At 71.8% G+C, this 17,710-nt stretch carries 14 protein-coding genes and 1 pseudogene; 11 read left to right on the top strand and 4 right to left on the bottom strand.

Annotated features, from left to right (window positions below; all coding sequences use genetic code 11):
• Positions 1-68 precede the first annotated feature (68 nt).
• Positions 69-364: pseudogene (locus OG534_RS04635) on the bottom strand (transposase); the annotation flags it as partial.
• 151 nt (positions 365-515) lie between these two features.
• Here OG534_RS04635 and OG534_RS04640 point away from each other — a divergent pair.
• Both OG534_RS04640 and OG534_RS04645 read left to right on the top strand, forming a co-directional pair.
• Positions 516-1,277 carry a maleylpyruvate isomerase family mycothiol-dependent enzyme gene (locus tag OG534_RS04640; RefSeq protein ID WP_326586789.1) on the top strand — a complete coding sequence of 254 codons (762 nt, stop codon included), beginning with the start codon at positions 516-518 and terminating at the stop codon, positions 1,275-1,277.
• Positions 1,278-1,704: 427 nt separating this feature from the next.
• A complete protein-coding gene (locus OG534_RS04645) occupies positions 1,705-2,970 on the top strand; it encodes an MFS transporter (RefSeq protein ID WP_326586790.1) in 1,266 nt (421 codons plus the stop codon).
• A gap of 49 nt (positions 2,971-3,019) precedes the next feature.
• On the opposite strand, the gene OG534_RS04650 is transcribed toward OG534_RS04645, so the two are convergent.
• Both OG534_RS04650 and OG534_RS04655 read right to left on the bottom strand, forming a co-directional pair.
• Entirely contained in the window at positions 3,020-4,162 is a 1,143-nt protein-coding gene (locus OG534_RS04650) for a sugar ABC transporter permease (RefSeq protein ID WP_326586791.1), read from the bottom strand.
• Positions 4,159-5,313 carry an MFS transporter gene (locus tag OG534_RS04655; RefSeq protein WP_442807212.1) on the bottom strand — a complete coding sequence of 385 codons (1,155 nt, stop codon included), beginning with the start codon at positions 5,311-5,313 and terminating at the stop codon, positions 4,159-4,161. The genes OG534_RS04650 and OG534_RS04655 overlap by 4 nt, the downstream gene beginning before the upstream one ends.
• Before the next feature lie 369 nt (positions 5,314-5,682).
• On the opposite strand from OG534_RS04655, the gene OG534_RS04660 reads away from it, so the two are divergent.
• From OG534_RS04660 to OG534_RS04675, 4 genes are all read left to right on the top strand, one after another.
• Positions 5,683-6,357 (top strand): hypothetical protein, encoded by a 675-nt coding sequence (locus OG534_RS04660; protein WP_326586793.1) that lies wholly within the window; start codon positions 5,683-5,685, stop codon positions 6,355-6,357.
• 164 nt (positions 6,358-6,521) lie between these two features.
• Positions 6,522-7,244, top strand: coding sequence for a sigma-70 family RNA polymerase sigma factor (locus OG534_RS04665; RefSeq protein WP_326586794.1), 723 nt, complete (start codon positions 6,522-6,524; stop codon positions 7,242-7,244).
• Positions 7,245-7,580: 336 nt separating this feature from the next.
• Positions 7,581-8,219, top strand: coding sequence for a DUF4142 domain-containing protein (locus tag OG534_RS04670; RefSeq protein WP_326586795.1), 639 nt, complete (start codon positions 7,581-7,583; stop codon positions 8,217-8,219).
• Between the two features lie 9 nt (positions 8,220-8,228).
• Entirely contained in the window at positions 8,229-9,602 is a 1,374-nt protein-coding gene (locus OG534_RS04675) for a DUF1996 domain-containing protein (protein ID WP_326586796.1), read from the top strand.
• A 400-nt stretch (positions 9,603-10,002) separates the two neighbouring features.
• Here the strand turns inward: OG534_RS04675 and OG534_RS04680 are convergent, their stop codons facing one another.
• A complete protein-coding gene (locus OG534_RS04680) occupies positions 10,003-11,109 on the bottom strand; it encodes a PucR family transcriptional regulator (RefSeq protein WP_326586797.1) in 1,107 nt (368 codons plus the stop codon).
• An 814-nt stretch (positions 11,110-11,923) separates the two neighbouring features.
• On the opposite strand from OG534_RS04680, the gene OG534_RS04685 reads away from it, so the two are divergent.
• The 5 genes from OG534_RS04685 (at position 11,924) to OG534_RS04705 (ending at position 17,705) form a co-directional block, all read left to right on the top strand.
• The gene (locus OG534_RS04685; protein WP_326586798.1) at positions 11,924-12,709 is read left to right on the top strand and encodes a hypothetical protein; all 786 of its coding nucleotides are present in this window, start codon (positions 11,924-11,926) and stop codon (positions 12,707-12,709) included.
• 29 nt (positions 12,710-12,738) lie between these two features.
• The gene (locus OG534_RS04690) at positions 12,739-14,154 is read left to right on the top strand and encodes an NADH-ubiquinone oxidoreductase-F iron-sulfur binding region domain-containing protein (RefSeq protein WP_326586799.1); all 1,416 of its coding nucleotides are present in this window, start codon (positions 12,739-12,741) and stop codon (positions 14,152-14,154) included.
• 136 nt (positions 14,155-14,290) lie between these two features.
• Positions 14,291-15,286 carry an SCO0930 family lipoprotein gene (locus OG534_RS04695; RefSeq protein WP_326593461.1) on the top strand — a complete coding sequence of 332 codons (996 nt, stop codon included), beginning with the start codon at positions 14,291-14,293 and terminating at the stop codon, positions 15,284-15,286.
• Between the two features lie 183 nt (positions 15,287-15,469).
• The gene (locus tag OG534_RS04700; RefSeq protein WP_326586800.1) at positions 15,470-15,955 is read left to right on the top strand and encodes a hypothetical protein; all 486 of its coding nucleotides are present in this window, start codon (positions 15,470-15,472) and stop codon (positions 15,953-15,955) included.
• Between the two features lie 175 nt (positions 15,956-16,130).
• A complete protein-coding gene (locus OG534_RS04705; protein WP_326586801.1) occupies positions 16,131-17,705 on the top strand; it encodes an alpha/beta hydrolase in 1,575 nt (524 codons plus the stop codon).
• Positions 17,706-17,710 lie beyond the last annotated feature (5 nt).

Below are 17,710 nucleotides of genomic sequence, written 5' to 3' on the forward strand. Positions count from 1 at the left end.
GCACCGCCCGTCGAAGAACCGCCGCGCCTGCTCATTACCGGCCCGACGATCAAGAGGAGCCAACACAATGCCTGGAGGCGCCTGTAGGTGATCACACAGCAGGCGAGCTTCAGGAACGCCTCGTGGATGTCGTCGCGGATCTCCCAGCGGATCCGTAGCCGTCGGAAGCCGTGGATCCACGCGTTCGTCCGCTCGACTACCCAGCAGACCGAGCCCAGGCCGGAGCCGTGCGGAACTCCGCGTCGGGCGATGACCGGCTTGGTGCCGCGCTTCCACAGCAGCCGACGGTACTTGTCGAAGTCGTAGCCCGGTCGGCGAACAACCGCCGCGGCCGGTGACGGGGGCGACCGGACCATCCACGGAGGACCATTCCCCTTCCCCATGACTCGTTCAACGAACCGGCCAGGAAGGGGATATGACCATGACCAGGCTTGCCATTAGGTGCTCTGACTCCCGCAGCTGACGGCCTGGAAAACAGGGTGCGGTCGGCTGAGCTGGAGTGATAGGTAAGCGATGTGACAGAGAGTCTTGAGTTTTCCGCCCTGCTGCAATTGATCGACGAGCGTTCGGCCGCGTTCCGGAGTGCGGTTGCCGCCGCGCCCAGCCTTGGGGCTCCGGTGCCGTCCTGCCCCGAGTGGACGTTGTTCGATCTGGTGCAGCACCTGGGTACGGGCCAGCGCTGGTGGGCCGCGATCGTCGCCGCGGGCCCGGCCGAGGCTCCGCCGGCCAAGGATGCCGCAGAGGTGCCGCGCGAGCTCGAGGCGCTGCTGGCCTGGTACGCCGAGTCGAACGAGCTGCTGCTGAGTGCGCTGCGCGAGGCCGGCCCGGAGCGCGAGTGCTGGGCGTGGTGGGGCGCCGGCGTGTCGCCGACGAATGCCTGGGGCGTTGCCCGGCGCCGGGTGCACGAGGTGCTGGTGCACACCTACGACGCCCAGCTCGCCGCAGGCGCCGTGCAGCCGATGCCGGCGGACGTCGCGATCGATGGCGTGGCCGAGTTTCTCGACACCTGCAACTCCACCCCGGCGGCCTGGCCGCACGAGGCCGCCACCATCCACTACCACGCCACCGAGGGCCGCTCCTGGCTCCTCGCGCTGGACGGCACCGGCGCCTGGCCCGCACCCCTCACGGACGACGCCGCGCCCGCCTCCGCTTCGGCCACGGGCACGGCCGAGCAGCTGCTCCTCTTCGTCTGGGGCCGCCTCACGCTGAGTGACCTGAAGATCGAGGGCGACCAGCAGGTGTTCGAGCAGCTGATCGCCTGGGAGCCCGAGGAGTAGCCGGTCCATACCGCCGGCGGACGGCCTTGATGACGTCCGCCTCGGTGAACATCGCGAACAGCTCCGCGTCCGCGCGGCGGACGGCCAGTACGGCCTCGTACAGCCCGGGCCCGAGCGCCTCCCGCAGCACTGCCGACTCAGCCAGGAAGGGGATATGGCTACGCCCAGGCGTTCTGTTAGGTGCTCCAAGACCGCAAATCAACCGAGGCCGAATTATCCCCTTTCACCCCACCATCTGGCCGACGCGCCCATGGGATAGATTGATCAAGAAATCGACACCCGCCCGCCCCGTCAAATCGGAGGAACTGAGGCCGGTGTGGGGTTGCCGCGCCCGGAATTTGAATTCGGGCGCGAAAGGGGGAGGTTGAGCTTCATGGTCGCGGAACCTGGCGCATTAGACCCGACGGGGCAGAAACATGCAGACCAAGTGCCTCCCTACAAGGGTACGAGGTCGCTGGCACTTCCTTACTACGTCTATGCCGTCCTGTCCAATTCATTGTTCCAGCGTGGCGTTTTCGTTGTCTATCTGATCGACCAGGGTTTCTCGGCCGGCCAGATTGCGCTGCTGCAGACACTTCTCTATCTGGTCAGTGCACTGGCCGAGATCCCGACCGGGTTCCTCGCCGACCGGATCGGGCGCCGAACGAGCATCGTTTTCGGACAGTCGCTCATCGCGCTGTGTCTGGTCGGCGAGGTCACGCTCTCCGGGTATCCCTGGTTCGTCGCCATCTTCATCCTGTACGGCATCGGGATGGCGTTCGTCTCCGGAGCCGAGACAGCGCTGCTGTACGACCTGCTCCGGCGGCGCGGCCTGGAGATCCACTACGTCAAGGTGAAGTCCCGCTACACGACGCTGGGCTCCCTCACCATGGCGCTGGCCATCGCCGTGGGCGGCAGTCTCCAGAAGATCTCGTGGGAACTGGTGTACCTCGGCGCGGCTGTTGCCCTGACCCTGTCGGCCGTGGTGCTGATGGCCCGGGTGCCCGAGCTCCGGGGGAAGGACGTGGCCGATCTCGACGAGCCGGCCGAGTCCGGTGACGACCGCGACGGTGGTGGAGACGGCGACACCGGCGCCGACGCCGACGCCGACGCCGACGGACCGCAACTGGGCAAGATGGCCGTACTGAAGAGCGTCACTCCCCGGCTGGCCTCCCTGGTCCTGGTCTCGGGACTGATGCACGCGACCATGACGCCCTACTTCATCTTCATCCAGGAAGCCCTCACCCATCAGGGCGTGGCCACCAGCCTCGTGAGCGCCGTGATGTCCGCCGCATTCCTCATCGGCGGATTCGCCCCCCTGTTGGCGGACCGGGCCAATCGGCGGCTCGGCGTACGCCTGCTGGTGCCGCTGACCCTGGCCGTCCTCATCGCGTCCCTCGGCTTCAGCGGCATGGAATGGGCGTGGCTCACCATCGTGGTGTTCCTGCTCGCCGTGGGAGCCCCGGACATCACCGCCGTGGTGGTGGACGACGTCTTCAACCAGGGCGTGCCCTCGCGCTACCGCTCCAGCCTGCTGTCCGTCATCACGTTCGTCGAGTCGCTGCTGATCGCCTGCGGTTACTTCCTGCTGGGGTGGCTCATCGACACCTTCGGCTCCGGAACCGGGTTCGCCTGGTACGCGGCGGTCCCCGCCGCCGCCCTGGTCCTCAGCATTCCGTCGATCCTCAACGGCCGCTGGGTGAAGGCCGCCTGAGCAGAAGGGCACGCGGAGTCCTGATCCGTGGGAGCTTCACAGGACACTCCTAGACGCGGGTGATGTCCACGATCCCGTGCAGGGCGGCCAGGGCGAGCGTCAGGAAGAAGTCGCCCCAGATGAGTTCGTGCCGGACCGCCAGCCCCTTCGCCGCGTCGTAGCAGCCGTCCAGGAGCATGCCGGGCGGGCGGCCGGGGGCCCGGCCGGTGAGGTGGTTCCGCGCGAGGCGGTCGAGGACCGCCTCGGCCCGGGCCGCGTACTGCGCCGCCCGGGGGCCGGGGACCCGGGCGAGTTTCAGCAGGGCGACCGCCGTGATCGCGGCGGCCGAGGTGTCGAGGGGCCCGTCCGGCCGCAAGGCGTCGGCGGGCGGGACGAGCGGTCCGGCCGGGGCTGCCTGCGGCGCGAGCAGGACGGCGGCCGCCTGTTCGAGGCGGGCCGTGCCGCCGGCCGAGACCTCCGGACGCAGCAGGGCGTCGGCGACGGCGAGCAACAGCCAGGCCCGTCCGCGGCTCCAGCCCGGCGGCGGGTCCTCGCAGGGTTGCCAGCCCGCGCCCGCGTCGAAGCGCAGGGCGGGGCGGATGTGCGGATTCCGTCCTTCATAAGGACCCGCGCCCTCGCCCTCGCCCTCGCCCGCGCCGAGGCAGAGGTCGAGGTGGCGGTGGAGGTGGTCCGCGGCCGCGGCCGCCCCTCGTGGTCCCGCGCCCGCCAGCAGGGGTACGGTCCCGGGAACCGCGTCCACGCGGGCGAGCAGGCGGGGGCCGCCCAGTGCGTCGCCCCAGGGCACGAGCCCGAGTTCGCGGTCGTACGCCGACAGGCAGGCCCGGGCCGCCCGCGCGCGGAGCGCGGCGGCTTCGGCGTCGTCCCCGGCCGGAGCGGTCCCGTACCAGAAGATCAGTCCCCGGGTGGCGGTGTCGGCGCCCACCCACGGTTCGAGGCGGGCCGTGCACGCGGCGGCCGCCCGCCGGTCGTCCTCGGCTCCGGTGTACCGCGCCCGCAGCCAGAGCAGCCCGGCCCAGAAGCCTCCGGTCCAGGATCCGCGGCCGGTCGTCGTCCACCGCCCGTCGCCCGGTTCGGCGTACAGCGGGAAGCGGGAGCCCACCGCCGCCCCGGTCACGGCCACCCGCCCGATGACGTCCGCCAGCGCCTGGCCGAGCCGGTCGCCGGGGGTACCGGACTCCATCGTGCCGCTCACGTCTTCCCTTCCGGTCGGTGGGCTCGGTCCAGCCGGCCCGGTCGGTCCCGCCGGTCCCGTACCGCCCAGAGGAAGGCGACGGCTCCCGCCGCCGCGAACTCCGCCGCCACCAGCAGCCAGCCCGGTCCGTACCGTCCGCTCTGCGCGAGCAGGCCGAACAGCGGCGGTCCCACCGCGAATCCGGCGAAGAACCCGGCCGCCACGAGCGCCGAGTCCTGTCCGGCCCGGCCCGGGGCGGCCCGCTGCATGACCAGCACCATCGAGACGGCGTTGCCGGAGACGGCGAACACGCCGACGGCAACCGCACCGACCCACACCAGCGGACCCGCGGCCAGAGCGGCCGCCAGCAGAACCGCCGCTCCCAGAGCGCCACATGCGAGCCAGCCGGGGAGCCACTCGGCGCGCCCGGGGCGGGCCGCCTTCGACCACCCCACCCGGCCCACGATCCCCGCCACGCCCAGTACGGCGACCAGCGCGCCCGCCGTCGTCGCGCCCATGCCCAGGCGCTGCGCACCGAAGAGAGCCAGGTAGGTGTTGACCGAGGCGATTCCGGCGCCGAGGAACAGCGAGAAGACCGCCAGCCAGGCCGTCATCCCCCGCGGCACGAGCGTCGTACGGGGACCCGCGGCGGGCGGCGGCTGGTCCGCGGGGAGCACGCGCAGGGCCCACATTCCGCAGAGCAGGGCCGCACCGGCGCCCGTCCACACCGCGCCGCGCCAGCCGATCCCGCCCGCGAGCAGTGCGAGCGGCAGTCCGGCCGCGAAGGCGCCCAGTTGCACACCGGACTGCTTGAGCCCGGTCACCGCGCCCCGCCGGGCGGGCGGGACGGAACGCAGAACGGCCTTGTTGGTCGCCGGGTTGGCCAGCGCCTGCGGTACTCCGCCCAGGGCGACGGCGCCCAGCAGCAGACCGGCGCCGGGCGCGGCGCCGATCAGGGCGAGCGCGGCGGCGGAGAGCAGCAACAGGGCTACCAGCGAACGCCGTGGACCGATCCGGTCCACGATCCGGCCCCCGGCCGGTGACAGGACGGCGGCGGTGCCGAACCCGATCGTGGTCGTCAGTCCCAACACCGCGGGAGAGATGCCCAGTTCGTCGACCAGCCGCGGGCCCAGCGCACCGAGCAGGAACAGCTGCAGCATCGAGAACGCCATGGCGCAGGTGAGGAGCGCGGTCAACCACCGGCCCGCCCCGTCGTCCGCCGCCGCTCTCGCCGCGCCATCCGCCGCCGCTGCCGGCGATGCGGTCGCCGTCGGCTCCGCCGCCCCTTCCGCCGTCACGAAGTCTCCCTTCCCAGGACGTTGAACTCTTCGACCGACCGGGTAGGCAGTCGGATGGAGCGGCGGACCGGTTCCCCCGTTCCGTTGTGCCCTGCACCACACGAGGCGGGCGGCCAAGCCGTGACACGGCGGGCCGCAGGAACTTGTCCGGAAGTGCGCACCCTGATGTGCGGCTCGGGAGGCCGGTGCAAGGATGAGCCCTCCATGAGGCCGGTCCGCTGTCTACGCGCTTTACGGGCTGCGATGTTCGCAGCCCTCTGCGTGCTGCTCGCGGCCACCGGCCACGTGCTCATGTCGGGGACGGCGGTGCCCTGGTGGGCGGCGTTCGCCGCGCTGGCCGGTACGGCGGCGGCGGCCTGGTCCCTCGCCGGCCGGGAACGCGGGCTGCTCGCCGTCACGGCCGCGGCCGTGACCGTCCAGGCCGTGCTGCACGCGGGGTTCTCCCTGGCCCAGTCCCTCGCGGCCCAGACCCTCGTCCCGTCCGCGGCGACGGCCGGAACCGGGCGGATGCCGCACCCGCCGCCCGGAGCCGGGACATCGGAGGCCGCCGCCCACGCCCACCACGGCGTGCACGAGATGGCGGACGCCGCGTCGACCACGGCCGCGGGGCCGCTGTCGGCGGGTGGCCACGAGGCCGCCGCCATGTCACCGGCCGGGATGCTGGCCGCCCACCTGCTGGCCGCCGTGCTGTGCGGCCTGTGGCTCGCCTACGGCGAACGGGCCGCCTTCCGCGTCGCGCGCGCCGTCGGCGCACGGCTGTGGACCCCGCTGCGCCTGCTGCTCCGCCCGGCCGCGCCCGCGCACCGGCCGCCGCGCCTCCGGGTACGCCGCCGGCGCCACGACCGCGCGCCGCGGCGCCTCTTCCTCTCCCATGCCATCACCTCACGGGGTCCGCCCGCGGGAACCGCTGTCCTCTGACAGCTGGTTACCCGAGCCGCGTCCGCGACTGCTCCCGCACTCGCACCCACACCCGCATGTGGCGCCTCGGGCCTCGGTCATGCCCTCCGGCAGGCCGTACCCCTCACCGGCCCCGCCCCTCGTGGCGGCGCCGGACACCCCTTATCCGTAAGGACCTTGTGGCGATGACTCCTGCCCTGCCCACCCAGACGACCCGTGCCGCCGACGAACGGCCGGCCCGGCACACCCAGGACTCCGACGCGGCGGTGACCCGGCTGGCGCTCGCCGCCCGCGACGGCGACCCCGTGAAGACCGACCGGTTCGTCCGCGCGCTGCACCGCGACGTCTGGCGCTACGTGGCCTACCTGAGCGCCGACCCGCAGGCGGCCGACGACCTAACCCAGGACGTGTTCCTGCGGGCCCTCGCCGGCCTCCACCGGTTCGAAGGCCGTTCCTCCGCGCGGACCTGGCTGCTGTCGATAGCCCGTCGCACGGTCGTCGACAGCCTGCGGCACGCGGCCGCCCGGCCCAGACTCTCGGACCGCCACGACTGGCAGACGGCCGCCGAACTGGCCCAGCCGTACGACGTACCGGGCTTCGAGGACGGCATCGCCCTGGCGGAACTCCTGGCCACGATCCCGGCGGAGCGCCGGGAGGCCCTGGTCCTGACCCAGTTGCTCGGTCTGCCCTACGCGGAGGCGGCGACGGCGATCGGCTGCCCGATCGGGACCGTCCGCTCCCGCGTCGCCCGCGCCCGTACGTCCCTCATCGCGCTCCTGACGGACACGCAGACGGAGACGCAGGCGGACCCGCGGACGGCTGCTGCGGCGCCGGAGCACCCCGCGCCACGGCAGGACCGGACCTCCAGGGCGGCGCGGGACGTCGTGCTGACGGCGTCGTCGGCCTGATCCTGCGGGCATGCGCGCGGGAGGGACCGCAGGCCGTGCGCCCCACCGGTCCCTCCCGCGCGACGGCCGGGACCGGCCTGCGCGCGGCCTCGGGCGGCGGGCGGGGCCGAGCGCGGCAATGTATCAGCCTTTCGAGGATCCGCCAGGATGTTTATCCGATGGTGATGTCCTCCCGCAGCGCCACCACACCGGGCACTAGCGTCCCGTGACACCCCGGGAAAGCGGGTGTGCACCGCACGGCACGTGCGGACCCTCCTGCCCCGCCACCCTCCCGGCCCCCTGGAGCAAGGAGGCACAGTGCTGTCATTGCGGCGGAGATCCATCAGCAGCTTGTCGGTGGCCACGCGATACGCGATCGGAAGCGGCGTCGTCATCACCGCCCTGGCCCTCACCCTGATCGCGCTGCTGATACCCGTGGACAGTTTCGACGGGCGGGCCTCGGCCGCCGTCGCGGTCCCGGCGGACGTGGACGACGGCGCCGGAACGCTGAGCACGGCGTACGGCCCGCTGACCGCGGCCGACCGGGACTTCGTACGGAAGGTCCGGCTCGCCGGCCTGTGGGAGCTGCCCGCAGGACGGCAGGCCCAGCAGCGCGGGACGCGCCCCGCGGTGCGCACGGCCGGAGAGCACCTCGTCGACGGCCACGCCGAACTGGACCGACAGGTCATCCAGGTCGGCCAGGCCCTCGGCATCGACCTGCCCAACCAGCCCTCCGCGCAGCAGCAGGACTGGCTGGGCCAGCTGACCCGCGCCAAGGGAGACGAATACGAACGGCTGTTCACCCAGCTGCTGCGCCGAGCGCACGGAAAGGTGTTCGCCCTGCTGGCCGGAATCCGGGCTCAGACCCGCAACTCCATGGTGCGAGCCCTCGCCACGTCCGCCAACGCCACGGTCCTGGACCACATCACGGTCCTCGAAGACACCGGCCTGGTCGACTTCGACGCGCTTTCCGACAATGTCCAACCGACGAAGTGAAGTGATCGCATGAGCCAAAAGGGCCACAAACGCCCGAGGTTGTCGAACAAACTCCTGGGCGTGGTCTGCGCGCTCGCGCTGGGCGGGGGCGGGGTGGCCGTCGTGGCCGGCAACGCGTCCGCGGGCCAGGAGGGCGAGCGCGCCGCGCAGACGACGACCATCGACTGCCCCGACGTGGGAGAGAAGCTCACCGCCGTCCCCGACCAGGCCAAGGCCGAGGTCGACAAGAACCTCGCCCAGCTGGACGACCAGGTGGCCGACGCCTACCGCAAGCTCGCCGCCGGCGAGGCCAAGGGCGACGCCCTTCTCGGTCAGCTCAAGGGACAGCGGGACAAGACCATCGCCGGCATGGCCGACGCGATCGGCCGCTCCGCCGAACGCCCCCAGGAGCTCGCGTCGTTGAGCGCGTGCACGATGAAGAAGGCGCCCGCCGCCGAGGACGGCGGGGGCGGCGCCCAGGCCGAGGGCCAGCGCGGTGCCGCCCAGGCCGCCGGACAGAAGGGCGGGCCGGCGAAGAGCGACTTCGTCAACATCACCAAGATCCGGCCGAACGTCCGCACGCCCGCGCCCGCGAGGGGTGCGTCCACGGGTTCCTTCAGCTCGCAGTGCGGCCGCAACGAGAACGGCCACTTCAACCCCGACAACGTCATCGTCGCGCCCGGCGTCTCCAACGGCGCCCACCACATGCACGACTACGTGGGCAACAAGTCCACCGACGCCTTCTCCACCAACGACAGCCTCGCCAAGTCCGGCACCACCTGCGGCAACGGCGACCAGTCCAGCTACTACTGGCCCGTGCTGCGGTTGCGCGACGGCAAGAAGGAGCGGGACGCCCAGGCGCCCGGCGGCGGCCAGGACGGCAACGTCGGCACCATCCTGCAGCCGAAGCAGGTGTCGATCACCTTCAAGGGCAGTCCCGTCAGCAAGGTCACGGCCATGCCGCGCTTCCTGCGCATCATCACCGGTGACGCCAAGGCCTTCACCAACGGCACGGCCAACGCGAACGCCTCGTGGAGCTGCACCGGATTCGAGAACCGCCAGCTGAAGGACAAGTACCCGACCTGCCCGAAGGGCAGCGACGTGGTGCGCACCCACACCTTCCAGAGCTGCTGGGACGGCAAGAACATCGACAGCGCCAACCACCGGACCCATGTGGCCTTCCCCGACCGCAACGGCCGCTGCCAGAAGGGCTTCACCGCGATCCCGCAGCTGGTGATGCGCCTCACCTACGGGGTGGCGCCGGGTGCCCGCTTCGCCGTGGACAGCTTCCCCGAGCAGCTGCACAAGCCGGTGACCGACCACGACGACTTCATCAACGTGATGTCGAACGGCCTGATGAACAAGGCCGTGGGCTGCATCAACGACGGACGCACCTGCCGCTGACGCCGGCGACACGGACCCGTGCGGATTCACACGGAACCGCACGGGTCCACACGGGTCTGCACAGCTCTCCACAGGTCCGCACGGGGTCTACACAGGTCCGCACGGGGTCTACACAGGTCCGCACGGGCCTCCGGTCCACACGGGTCCGCTCGGGTCCCCTGCGGTCCGCACCGTCCGCACAGGTCCCGCGGCCCGCACAGGTCCACGGGACCCCCTCCGCTCCCGGGACGGGCGCTTCCCTCCCCCACCCACCGCGCCCGCCCCGGGAAAGGTGTTGGCCCGAAGCCGACTTCGGGCCAACACCGCACGCGTGTGCCCGGCCGCGTCCCGACGGAGCACACGCACACAAAACCGCCCGGCCCGGCCCCGTGACGACGGGACCGGGCCGGGCGGCCGTGGTTCACAGACCGTTGACGCGAGCCATCCGACCGACGACCAGCGGAGTGAAGTCCGCCTGTATCACGCGGGCCGTCCTACGGGTCACCCGCGAATGCTGACGCCGCACCTGGGCCATCAGCCGGCGGCTGCGCAGGGCCATCTCCAGCTCGAACCGGGTACGCGGGTCCCGCAGGCCGGTTCCGAAGAGCTTCTCCAGCTGGCGCATGCGGTACCGCACGGTCTGCGGGTGCACGCTCAAGGCCTTGGCCGCCTCGGGGGCGCCGCCGCCCTCCAGCCAGGCGAGCAGGGTCACCTCCAGCCGCTCGCTCTGGCGGGGGGTCAGATCCGCCAGCGGCCGCAGCCACCGGGCGGCCAGTGCGTGGGCCAGGGGCTCGTCCTGGAGCAGCAGCAGGGTCGAGAGGTGGTCGTCGACGAAGACGGGCCGGGCCTCCAGGCCCGGGCGGGCGGGCGTCAGCGCGAACAGGCGCAGCGCCCAGCGCAGTGAGGAGGCCGTGTCCCGGAGGGGTACGGCGTGGCCCACGGCCGCGAACCGCCCGCGCAGCAGGTGTTCCATGGGGGCGCGGGTGTCCGGGTCGGGACTCGGGACCAGGAGGCACGGACGGCCCGCGAACACGCCGGTGAGGACGTTGTCGTCCAGTGCGGCGGCGAGCTGGTGCGCCTCGCCGGGCGTGGCCGGCACGATGGCCCGTACGGCCGGGGGGAGGGGCCAGCCGGCCGCCTCGGCGAGCTCGCTGAGGGAACTCTCGGACGCGGCCCGGTCGTCGGTGAGGGTCTTGAAGAGGTCCTGGCGGGCTCGGTCGCCCTCGCGGACGCCTTCGTCGCGGCCCTCGTGCGTGACCTCGCAGTCCTCCCTGATCAGGTGTCCCACCTCCTCCCTGGCCACTGCCCTGACCTCCGTCCCGACGTCCGTCCCGACGTCCGTCCCGACCTCCGCCCGGGCCGCTGCCCCGCGCTCGATCCTGTCCCGGATCTTGCTCTCGATCTTGCTCTCGACCCTGCTCCGGTCCTCGATGTCGTCCTCGCTCTCCGCTTGGTGCTTGTCCTCGTCCGGTGTCTGTTCCCGGGTTTGCTCCTGGTAGCCGAGGGCGGTGAGGAGAGCCTCTTCCACCCTCTGACAGAGCAACTCGTCATCAATGGCATCGTTGTCATCGATAAGTGCGGAAAATTCCGGAATTCCATGCAGAAGCTCCTCCACTATCTCGGCGGCCAGCGCGGGAAGTTCCCTGCGAAGGACGCGGGTCCACTCGCCACGCGGGCGGGACCAGATGCGGTTCAGAAGTTCGCACATCGTTTTCCTCGTTCGTGCCGGGGTGAGGCTTGTCCGGGGAAGAGCGACAAGCCCGCCGAGGTTGCCCCCCGCGCCAACAGCCATGACTGGCACGGGAGTTGCGGCCCTCGTACTCCCTCCTGGAGAGGTCCGGCCACTTACGGCCCCACGGTTTTGCTTTAATTTTGCCGTCGGGGACGCGTAGGTGACAGGCGACGCGGTGGCCAGTCGCAACCCCCGCTGGAGGGGAATCTTCCGGTGTAGTTCGGAGCGCCGTAGACGCGGTGCGAGAAATTATCACGTTTCGATAAATCCTGTGGAGCTGCTGTGCAGCTCCACGATGCTGCTGCACTCCGGCCCCAAGTTCCCTCGGCCGGCGCGGAGTTTCACAGCGCTGCCGGGCACAGAGGACAACGACCCCCGGGTACCGAGCGCCAGGTGGAGCGCTCGGAGCCCAGGCGCACAGGAGAACTGGATGCCCCTGCCCCAGCCGCACATGCCCAGCTCGCACCGAGCCCGCCGCAGAAGCCGTCACGCGGCATCGGCTCCGGCCGCCGGACGGCGGGCCGTCCGGCGACCCTCCCTCCTTCCCACCGCCGGCGGACTGAGTCCCGGCGTAATCTGCGCCGCCGGCGCGGCCCTCGTCTCCCTCATCGTGGCCGCCCGCGCGGGCGCCTTGACCCACCTGTGGGACTTCCTCGACTACGGCGCGGGCGTGATCTCGCTCGTTTCGCTCACCGCCACCGTCCTGTGGGGGCTGGTGGCCACCGACCGGGTGCTTCTGGGGTCGGGCCACCGACTGCTCGCCCAGGGGGCCCACCGGGGCCTGGCCGTGTCGGGGCTGGGTTTCCTGGCCCTGCACATCTGGGTCAAGATCGCAGAGCAGCGGACGACCGCGGCGTCGGCCGTGGTGCCGTTCACGGACCTCGAACAACCCGTCCTGATCGGGCTCGGCTCACTGGCCGGATACCTCTTCCTGGCGGTGGCCGTCTCCGGCGCGGTACGCAGCGCGTTCGCCACCAAGGGCCGCTCGCTGTGGTGGCGGGCCCTGCACCTCGGGGCGTACCCGGCCTGGGGCGCGTCGCTGGTGCACGGGCTGAAGGCGGGCCGGCCCGCGGACGCCTGGGTCACGGTGGCCTACGCACTGTGCCTGATCGGTGTCGCCGGCATCCTGGCGCTCCGGCTCAAGTCCCGTTTGAGCGACGCGCCTTCGCGCCCGGCCGCTCCCCAGGGCCCGCCGCAGAAACCGGTCGCGGTCTCCCTCCCCCGGCAGAGGCGGGGCACACGTCCGGCCGCGTCCGCGCAGCCGGCTCCGCCGCCCCTGCCCGACTATCCGCCGCCCCGCCCCGACTACCCGCCGCGTGCCGCCGTGTACGCGCCGAGCCGGGCCGGAAGCGCGTTGGACGGCGAGCAGCTCGCCACGCCTGAGCGGTGGATGTGAGCGCCAACCCGCGCCCCAGCCTCGGCTGCGTGGGCGCACCCCGGCTGCTGGCCGGGCTCGACCAGGCCCCCCGGCTGGACCGTGTGGGGCATCTGACCACGCACGGCTCGCTTCCCGCGTACCGGCCGGACGAACTCGTCGACCTGGCCGAAAACATCGACCTGCGGGGCCGCGGCGGAGCCGGCTTCCCCTTCTCCCGGAAACTGCGCGCCGTCATGCGGTCGGCCCGGGCACGCGACGGGATGACCGCCGTCGTCGTCAACGGCAGTGAGGGCGAGCCGAGTTGCCTGAAGGACAAGGCGCTGCTGCTGCACGCCCCGCACCTGGTGATCGACGGAGCCGTCCTGGCCGCCGCGGCGCTCAACGCCGAGGAGGTCGTGGTGGCCGTCACCCGGTCGGACGTGGAGCAGTCGGTACGGGAGGCCATCGCGGAACGCGGCCCGGCCGGCGCCCGGGTGCGGGTGGCCCGGCTTCCCGAGCGCTTCGTCACCGGCGAGGGCACCGCCATGATCAACGGCCTCAACGGCGGGCCGACGCTGCCGTCCGGGCAGAAGGTGCGTACCAGCGAGAGGGGTCTGGGCGGCGTGCCCACCCTGCTGTCCAACACCGAGACGTTCGCCCAACTCGCCGTCGCCGCACGGCTCGGCGCACTGGACTACCGTACGACCGGCCTGCCGGCCGAACCGGGCACCGTACTGCTGACCGTCGCCGGCTCCACGGTCGTCGAGACGCCCACCGGGGCCGCGCTGTCCTACATCCTGGATCTGTGCGGCACCGCTCCCGGCCAGGGCGTCCTGGTCGGCGGCTATCACGGCAAATGGCTCGATCCGGCGTCCGCCCGCGCCGCGGAGGTGTCCCGGCAGTCCCTCGACTCGCTGGGCGCGCGGCTGGGGGCGGGGGCGGTCCTGCCCTTGCCTGAGGACACCTGCCCGGCCGGCGAGGTGGCACGGGTGACCCGCTGGATGGCGAAGGAGACGGCCGGCCAGTGCGGCCCCTGCGTACGGGGGCTGCCGGCGCTGGCCGACGTACTCGAGGACGCCATCAGAGGAGGGGGCAGAACCGCCCTGGAAATGCTGGAGGCGAGGATGAAGGTGGTCCTCGGCCGGGGCGCGTGCAGCCATCCTGACGGCACCTCACGCTTCGTGGCCTCGGCGCTCGCCGTGTTCCCGGACGAGTTCCGGGACCACGCCCTCGGCAGCGGGTGCGGGCGACGGGTGCTGGGGGCGCTGCCGCTGCCCGAGGACGAGAGTCCGGAGCGGCTGGTGGTCGACTGGACCCTCTGCAAGGGGCACGGGCTGTGCGTGGACGTCCTGCCCGATGTCGTACGGCTCGACGCGGACGGCTATCCCTCCCAGGCCTCCATGCCCGTACCGGGACAACTGCGGCAGAAGGCGCTGCGTGCGGTCCGGCGCTGCCCGGCCCTCGCGCTCCGCATCCAGGACTGAACCATTGCGCCGGGTTCAATCTTGGCGCGATCTGACAAATTCCCAGGGATATTCACTTCCGCCGCCCCGGGCCCCGTATCAATTACTTGGGACACGAAAACGCGGAACCGAACCTGAAGGAGAGATCGTGAAGAGAATGCGTCGTGAGATATTCGCCGGGTCGGCGGTCGCGGTACTGATGATGACCGCCGCATGCGGCACCGCCGATAATTCGGCGGGAAAGGGAAATTCCGTCCAACCGGTGGGCGACAGCAAACAGGTCGGGTCCGCCTACGACGGCGCATACGGAAGCGGAAGCGGATCCGGCGCGGTCCCGGCGGGCGAGGCCGGCAAGAACGGCCCGGCCGGCGAGCTGAAGGTGCGGGAGAGCCCGGAGTTGGGCGCGACGGTCACCGACAGCGCGGGCTTCACGCTCTACCGGTTCGACAAGGACACGCCCAAGCCCCCCAAGTCCAACTGCGAGGGGGACTGTGCCACGACCTGGCCCGTCGTGTCCGCGGATGATGTTTCCGCAGGTGAGGGAATCGACGCGACCCTCCTCGGCGCCGTCGAACGGGCCGACGGCACCCGGCAGCTGACGGTCGCGGGATGGCCCGTCTACCGCTACGCGAAGGACACCAAGGCGGGCGACACGCTCGGCGAGGGCGTCGGTGGAACCTGGCACGTGCTGGGCCCCGACGGGAAGCCCGCCGCCCCGGGCGGGAAGCCGGCCGCCGATCCCGGCAAGAGCGGGGCGGACGAAGCGGAGGGGGCCGACAAGGCCGGGCAGGGCGCCGAGCTCACCGTCGACCAGAACGCCGAGCTCGGTCCCATCATCACGGATGCGGAGGGCCGGACGCTTTACCGATTCGACAAGGACAGCGCCTGGCCGATGAAGGTCACCTGTGTCGGCGCCTGCGCGGAAACCTGGAAGCCGGCCGCGCCCGTCGACAAGGAAAAGGTGAATGGAATCGCTGCCGAATTGGTGGGCAAGGTCAAGCGGCCCGACGGTACGGAACAATTGACGATCGACTGCTGGCCGGTTTATACGTTCACCGGCGACAAGGCGGCCGGAGACATCAGCGGGCACAACAAGCAGGGCCTCTGGTTCGCCGTCACCGACAAGGGCAAGAAGGCGAAGGCGGCCGGCTAGGACGACGCCGGACCACCGCCCGAACACCCCACTCCCGCCCCGCCCTCCCCCTCCTCGCCTCACCCCTCGTCCCCTTCCCCCCTCTCACCTTCTCTTCACCCTCCCCTCCCCCATGCGCGTGGTGCCCGGGCCCTCCCCTCCCGGGCACCACGACCCCCGTCCCGATCAGCCAGTGAGGTCGCCATGCCGTTCACCGACCGCCACACCCGGCGGATCCGTCCGTCGCTCGCGGCCGTCGCCGCGGTGTGCGTCGCCGCGCTGCTGTGCGGAGGCTGCGCAGGAAAGACCGAGGAGGCCCAGGAAACCCAGGAGGCCGGGAAGACCGAGAAGGCGGGGAAGGCCGCGGAGGCAGCGGGGCCCCCCTCCTCCTCGATCGAGGAGATCGCGACGGCCATCGGCTGCACCGCCGAAGTGAGCGTGGAGGCCGAGGAGTTGCGGCAGGGCGGATGCGAGACCGGGCAGGGCCCGTACCGCATGGCCACCTTCGCCGCCGATACGGGACTGCGCTCCTGGCTGACCGAGGCCCAGACGTACGGCGGCCTCTACCTGGTCGGGGACCGCTGGGTCGTCACCGCCCAGACGACGGAGGCCCTGACGGCCCTGCGCGAGCGGCTCGGGGGTTCCCTCGAGACCGGTGCCGCCCACGGCGAGCACGCCGCCCATTCCTGAACCCCGGGGCCGAACCTCCCTCTTGGCAGGCAAGGCCGACTGCGGCGTGTCGGCCAGCTGTCCGTTTTCGGCTCGTTCGTGAGGAGCAGACGGCACGGCCCTTCGGGATGATTCGGCCCGGCCCGGCGTACAACAAGGTGGAGGCGTAAGCGACTTCACCGAAAGGAACGGCTCAGTGCGCCTGAAACGCTTCGCACCGCTGCTCGCCGCCGCCGGACTCATCGCCACCACCGTGCCCCTGCTGACCGCGACGCAGGTCTCCGCCGCCCCGGTGGCGGACCACCTGAAGCAGAAACCCGCCTGGCACCGCTGCAGCTCCGAGCAGCCGGCCGCGTACGAGTGCGCGACGCTCAAGGTCCCGCTCGACTACCGGCGCCCCGACGGGCGCACGATCGACCTCGCCATATCCCGGCTGAAGAGCGATAACCCCGCCAAGCGGCACGGCGCCATGCTGTTCAACCCCGGCGGCCCGGGCGGTTCCGGACTGGACCTGCCCCTGCTGATGAACGAGGCGATGCCCAAGGACGTACGCGACCAGTACGACCTCATCGGCTTCGACCCGCGCGGCGTCGGCGCCAGCAGCCCGATCAGCTGCGGCATGGACGACGCCGAGCAGAACTTCGACCGGCCGTACCGCCCGGAGACCTTCGCCTCCGACGTGACGTGGGCGCGCACCATCGCCGAGAAGTGCCGCGAGAAGTCCGGTGCGGTCCTGCCGTACATCACCACCCGCAACACGGCGCGCGACATGGACACCATCCGTGCGGTGCTGGGCGAGCGGAAGATCTCGTACGTGGGCTACTCGTACGGGACCTACCTCGGCGCGGTGTACTCGCAGATGTTCCCGGAGCGCACGGACCGCTTCGTGCTCGACAGCGGTGTGGACCCGCAGAAGATCTGGCGCGGCATGATCCAGGTGTGGGCCACGGAGGCCGAACCCGCCTTCGCGCGGTGGACGCAGTGGGCGGCGGAGCGGTCCACCGAGTACCAGCTGGGCGACACCCCGAAGGCCGTGTCCGACACGTTCTGGGGGCTGGTGGAGCGCGCCGACCGCGAGCCGATCGACTTCGAGGGGCAGAAGGTCGACGGCGACCTCATCCGGACCGCCCGCGGGGTGTTCTTCTACCCGTCGCAGGCCACCCCGCTGATCGTGGCCCTCAAGGCCGCGGCCGAGGGCAAGCCGGTTCCCCCGGGCGTGGACCCGGCGGAGCTGAAGCGGCTGCTCGCCGGCGGCCGGGCGGCCGAGCCCGCCACGGACAACGGCACCGCCGCCTTCTGGGCCGTGGTGTGCGGAGACACCGGCAACTGGCCCCGCTACACCGAGCAGTACGAGCGGGACGCGGCGAAGGACAAGATCAAGTACCCGCTGTACGGGGACTTCGCGTCCAACATCAAGCCGTGCGCCTTCTGGGACCGGCCGGTCGAGTCGGCCACGCCGATGCACAAGAGGGCGAACGTGCTGACCGTGCAGAACGAGTGGGACTCGCAGACCCCGCTCTCCAGCGGCCAGGGCCTGCACCGCGCGCTCAAGGGCTCGCGGATGGTGCTGGCGGCCGGCGGTGAGGGCCACGGGGTGTACCTCTTCGACCCCGGCTCCTGCGCCAACGCCCCGGTCAACTCGTACCTGGCCACGGGCCGGCTGCCCGCCGAGGACGTGACCTGCCAGAACCCGCCGGCCGGCGCCGGGCGCCTCGATTCCGTGCCGCCGTCGAAGCCGCTGCCGTTCCCCGGCGGCCCCGGGCGGTTCTGACACAC

The organism is Streptomyces sp. NBC_01294 (assembly GCF_035917235.1).
Taxonomy (GTDB): Bacteria; Actinomycetota; Actinomycetes; order Streptomycetales; family Streptomycetaceae; genus Streptomyces; species Streptomyces caledonius.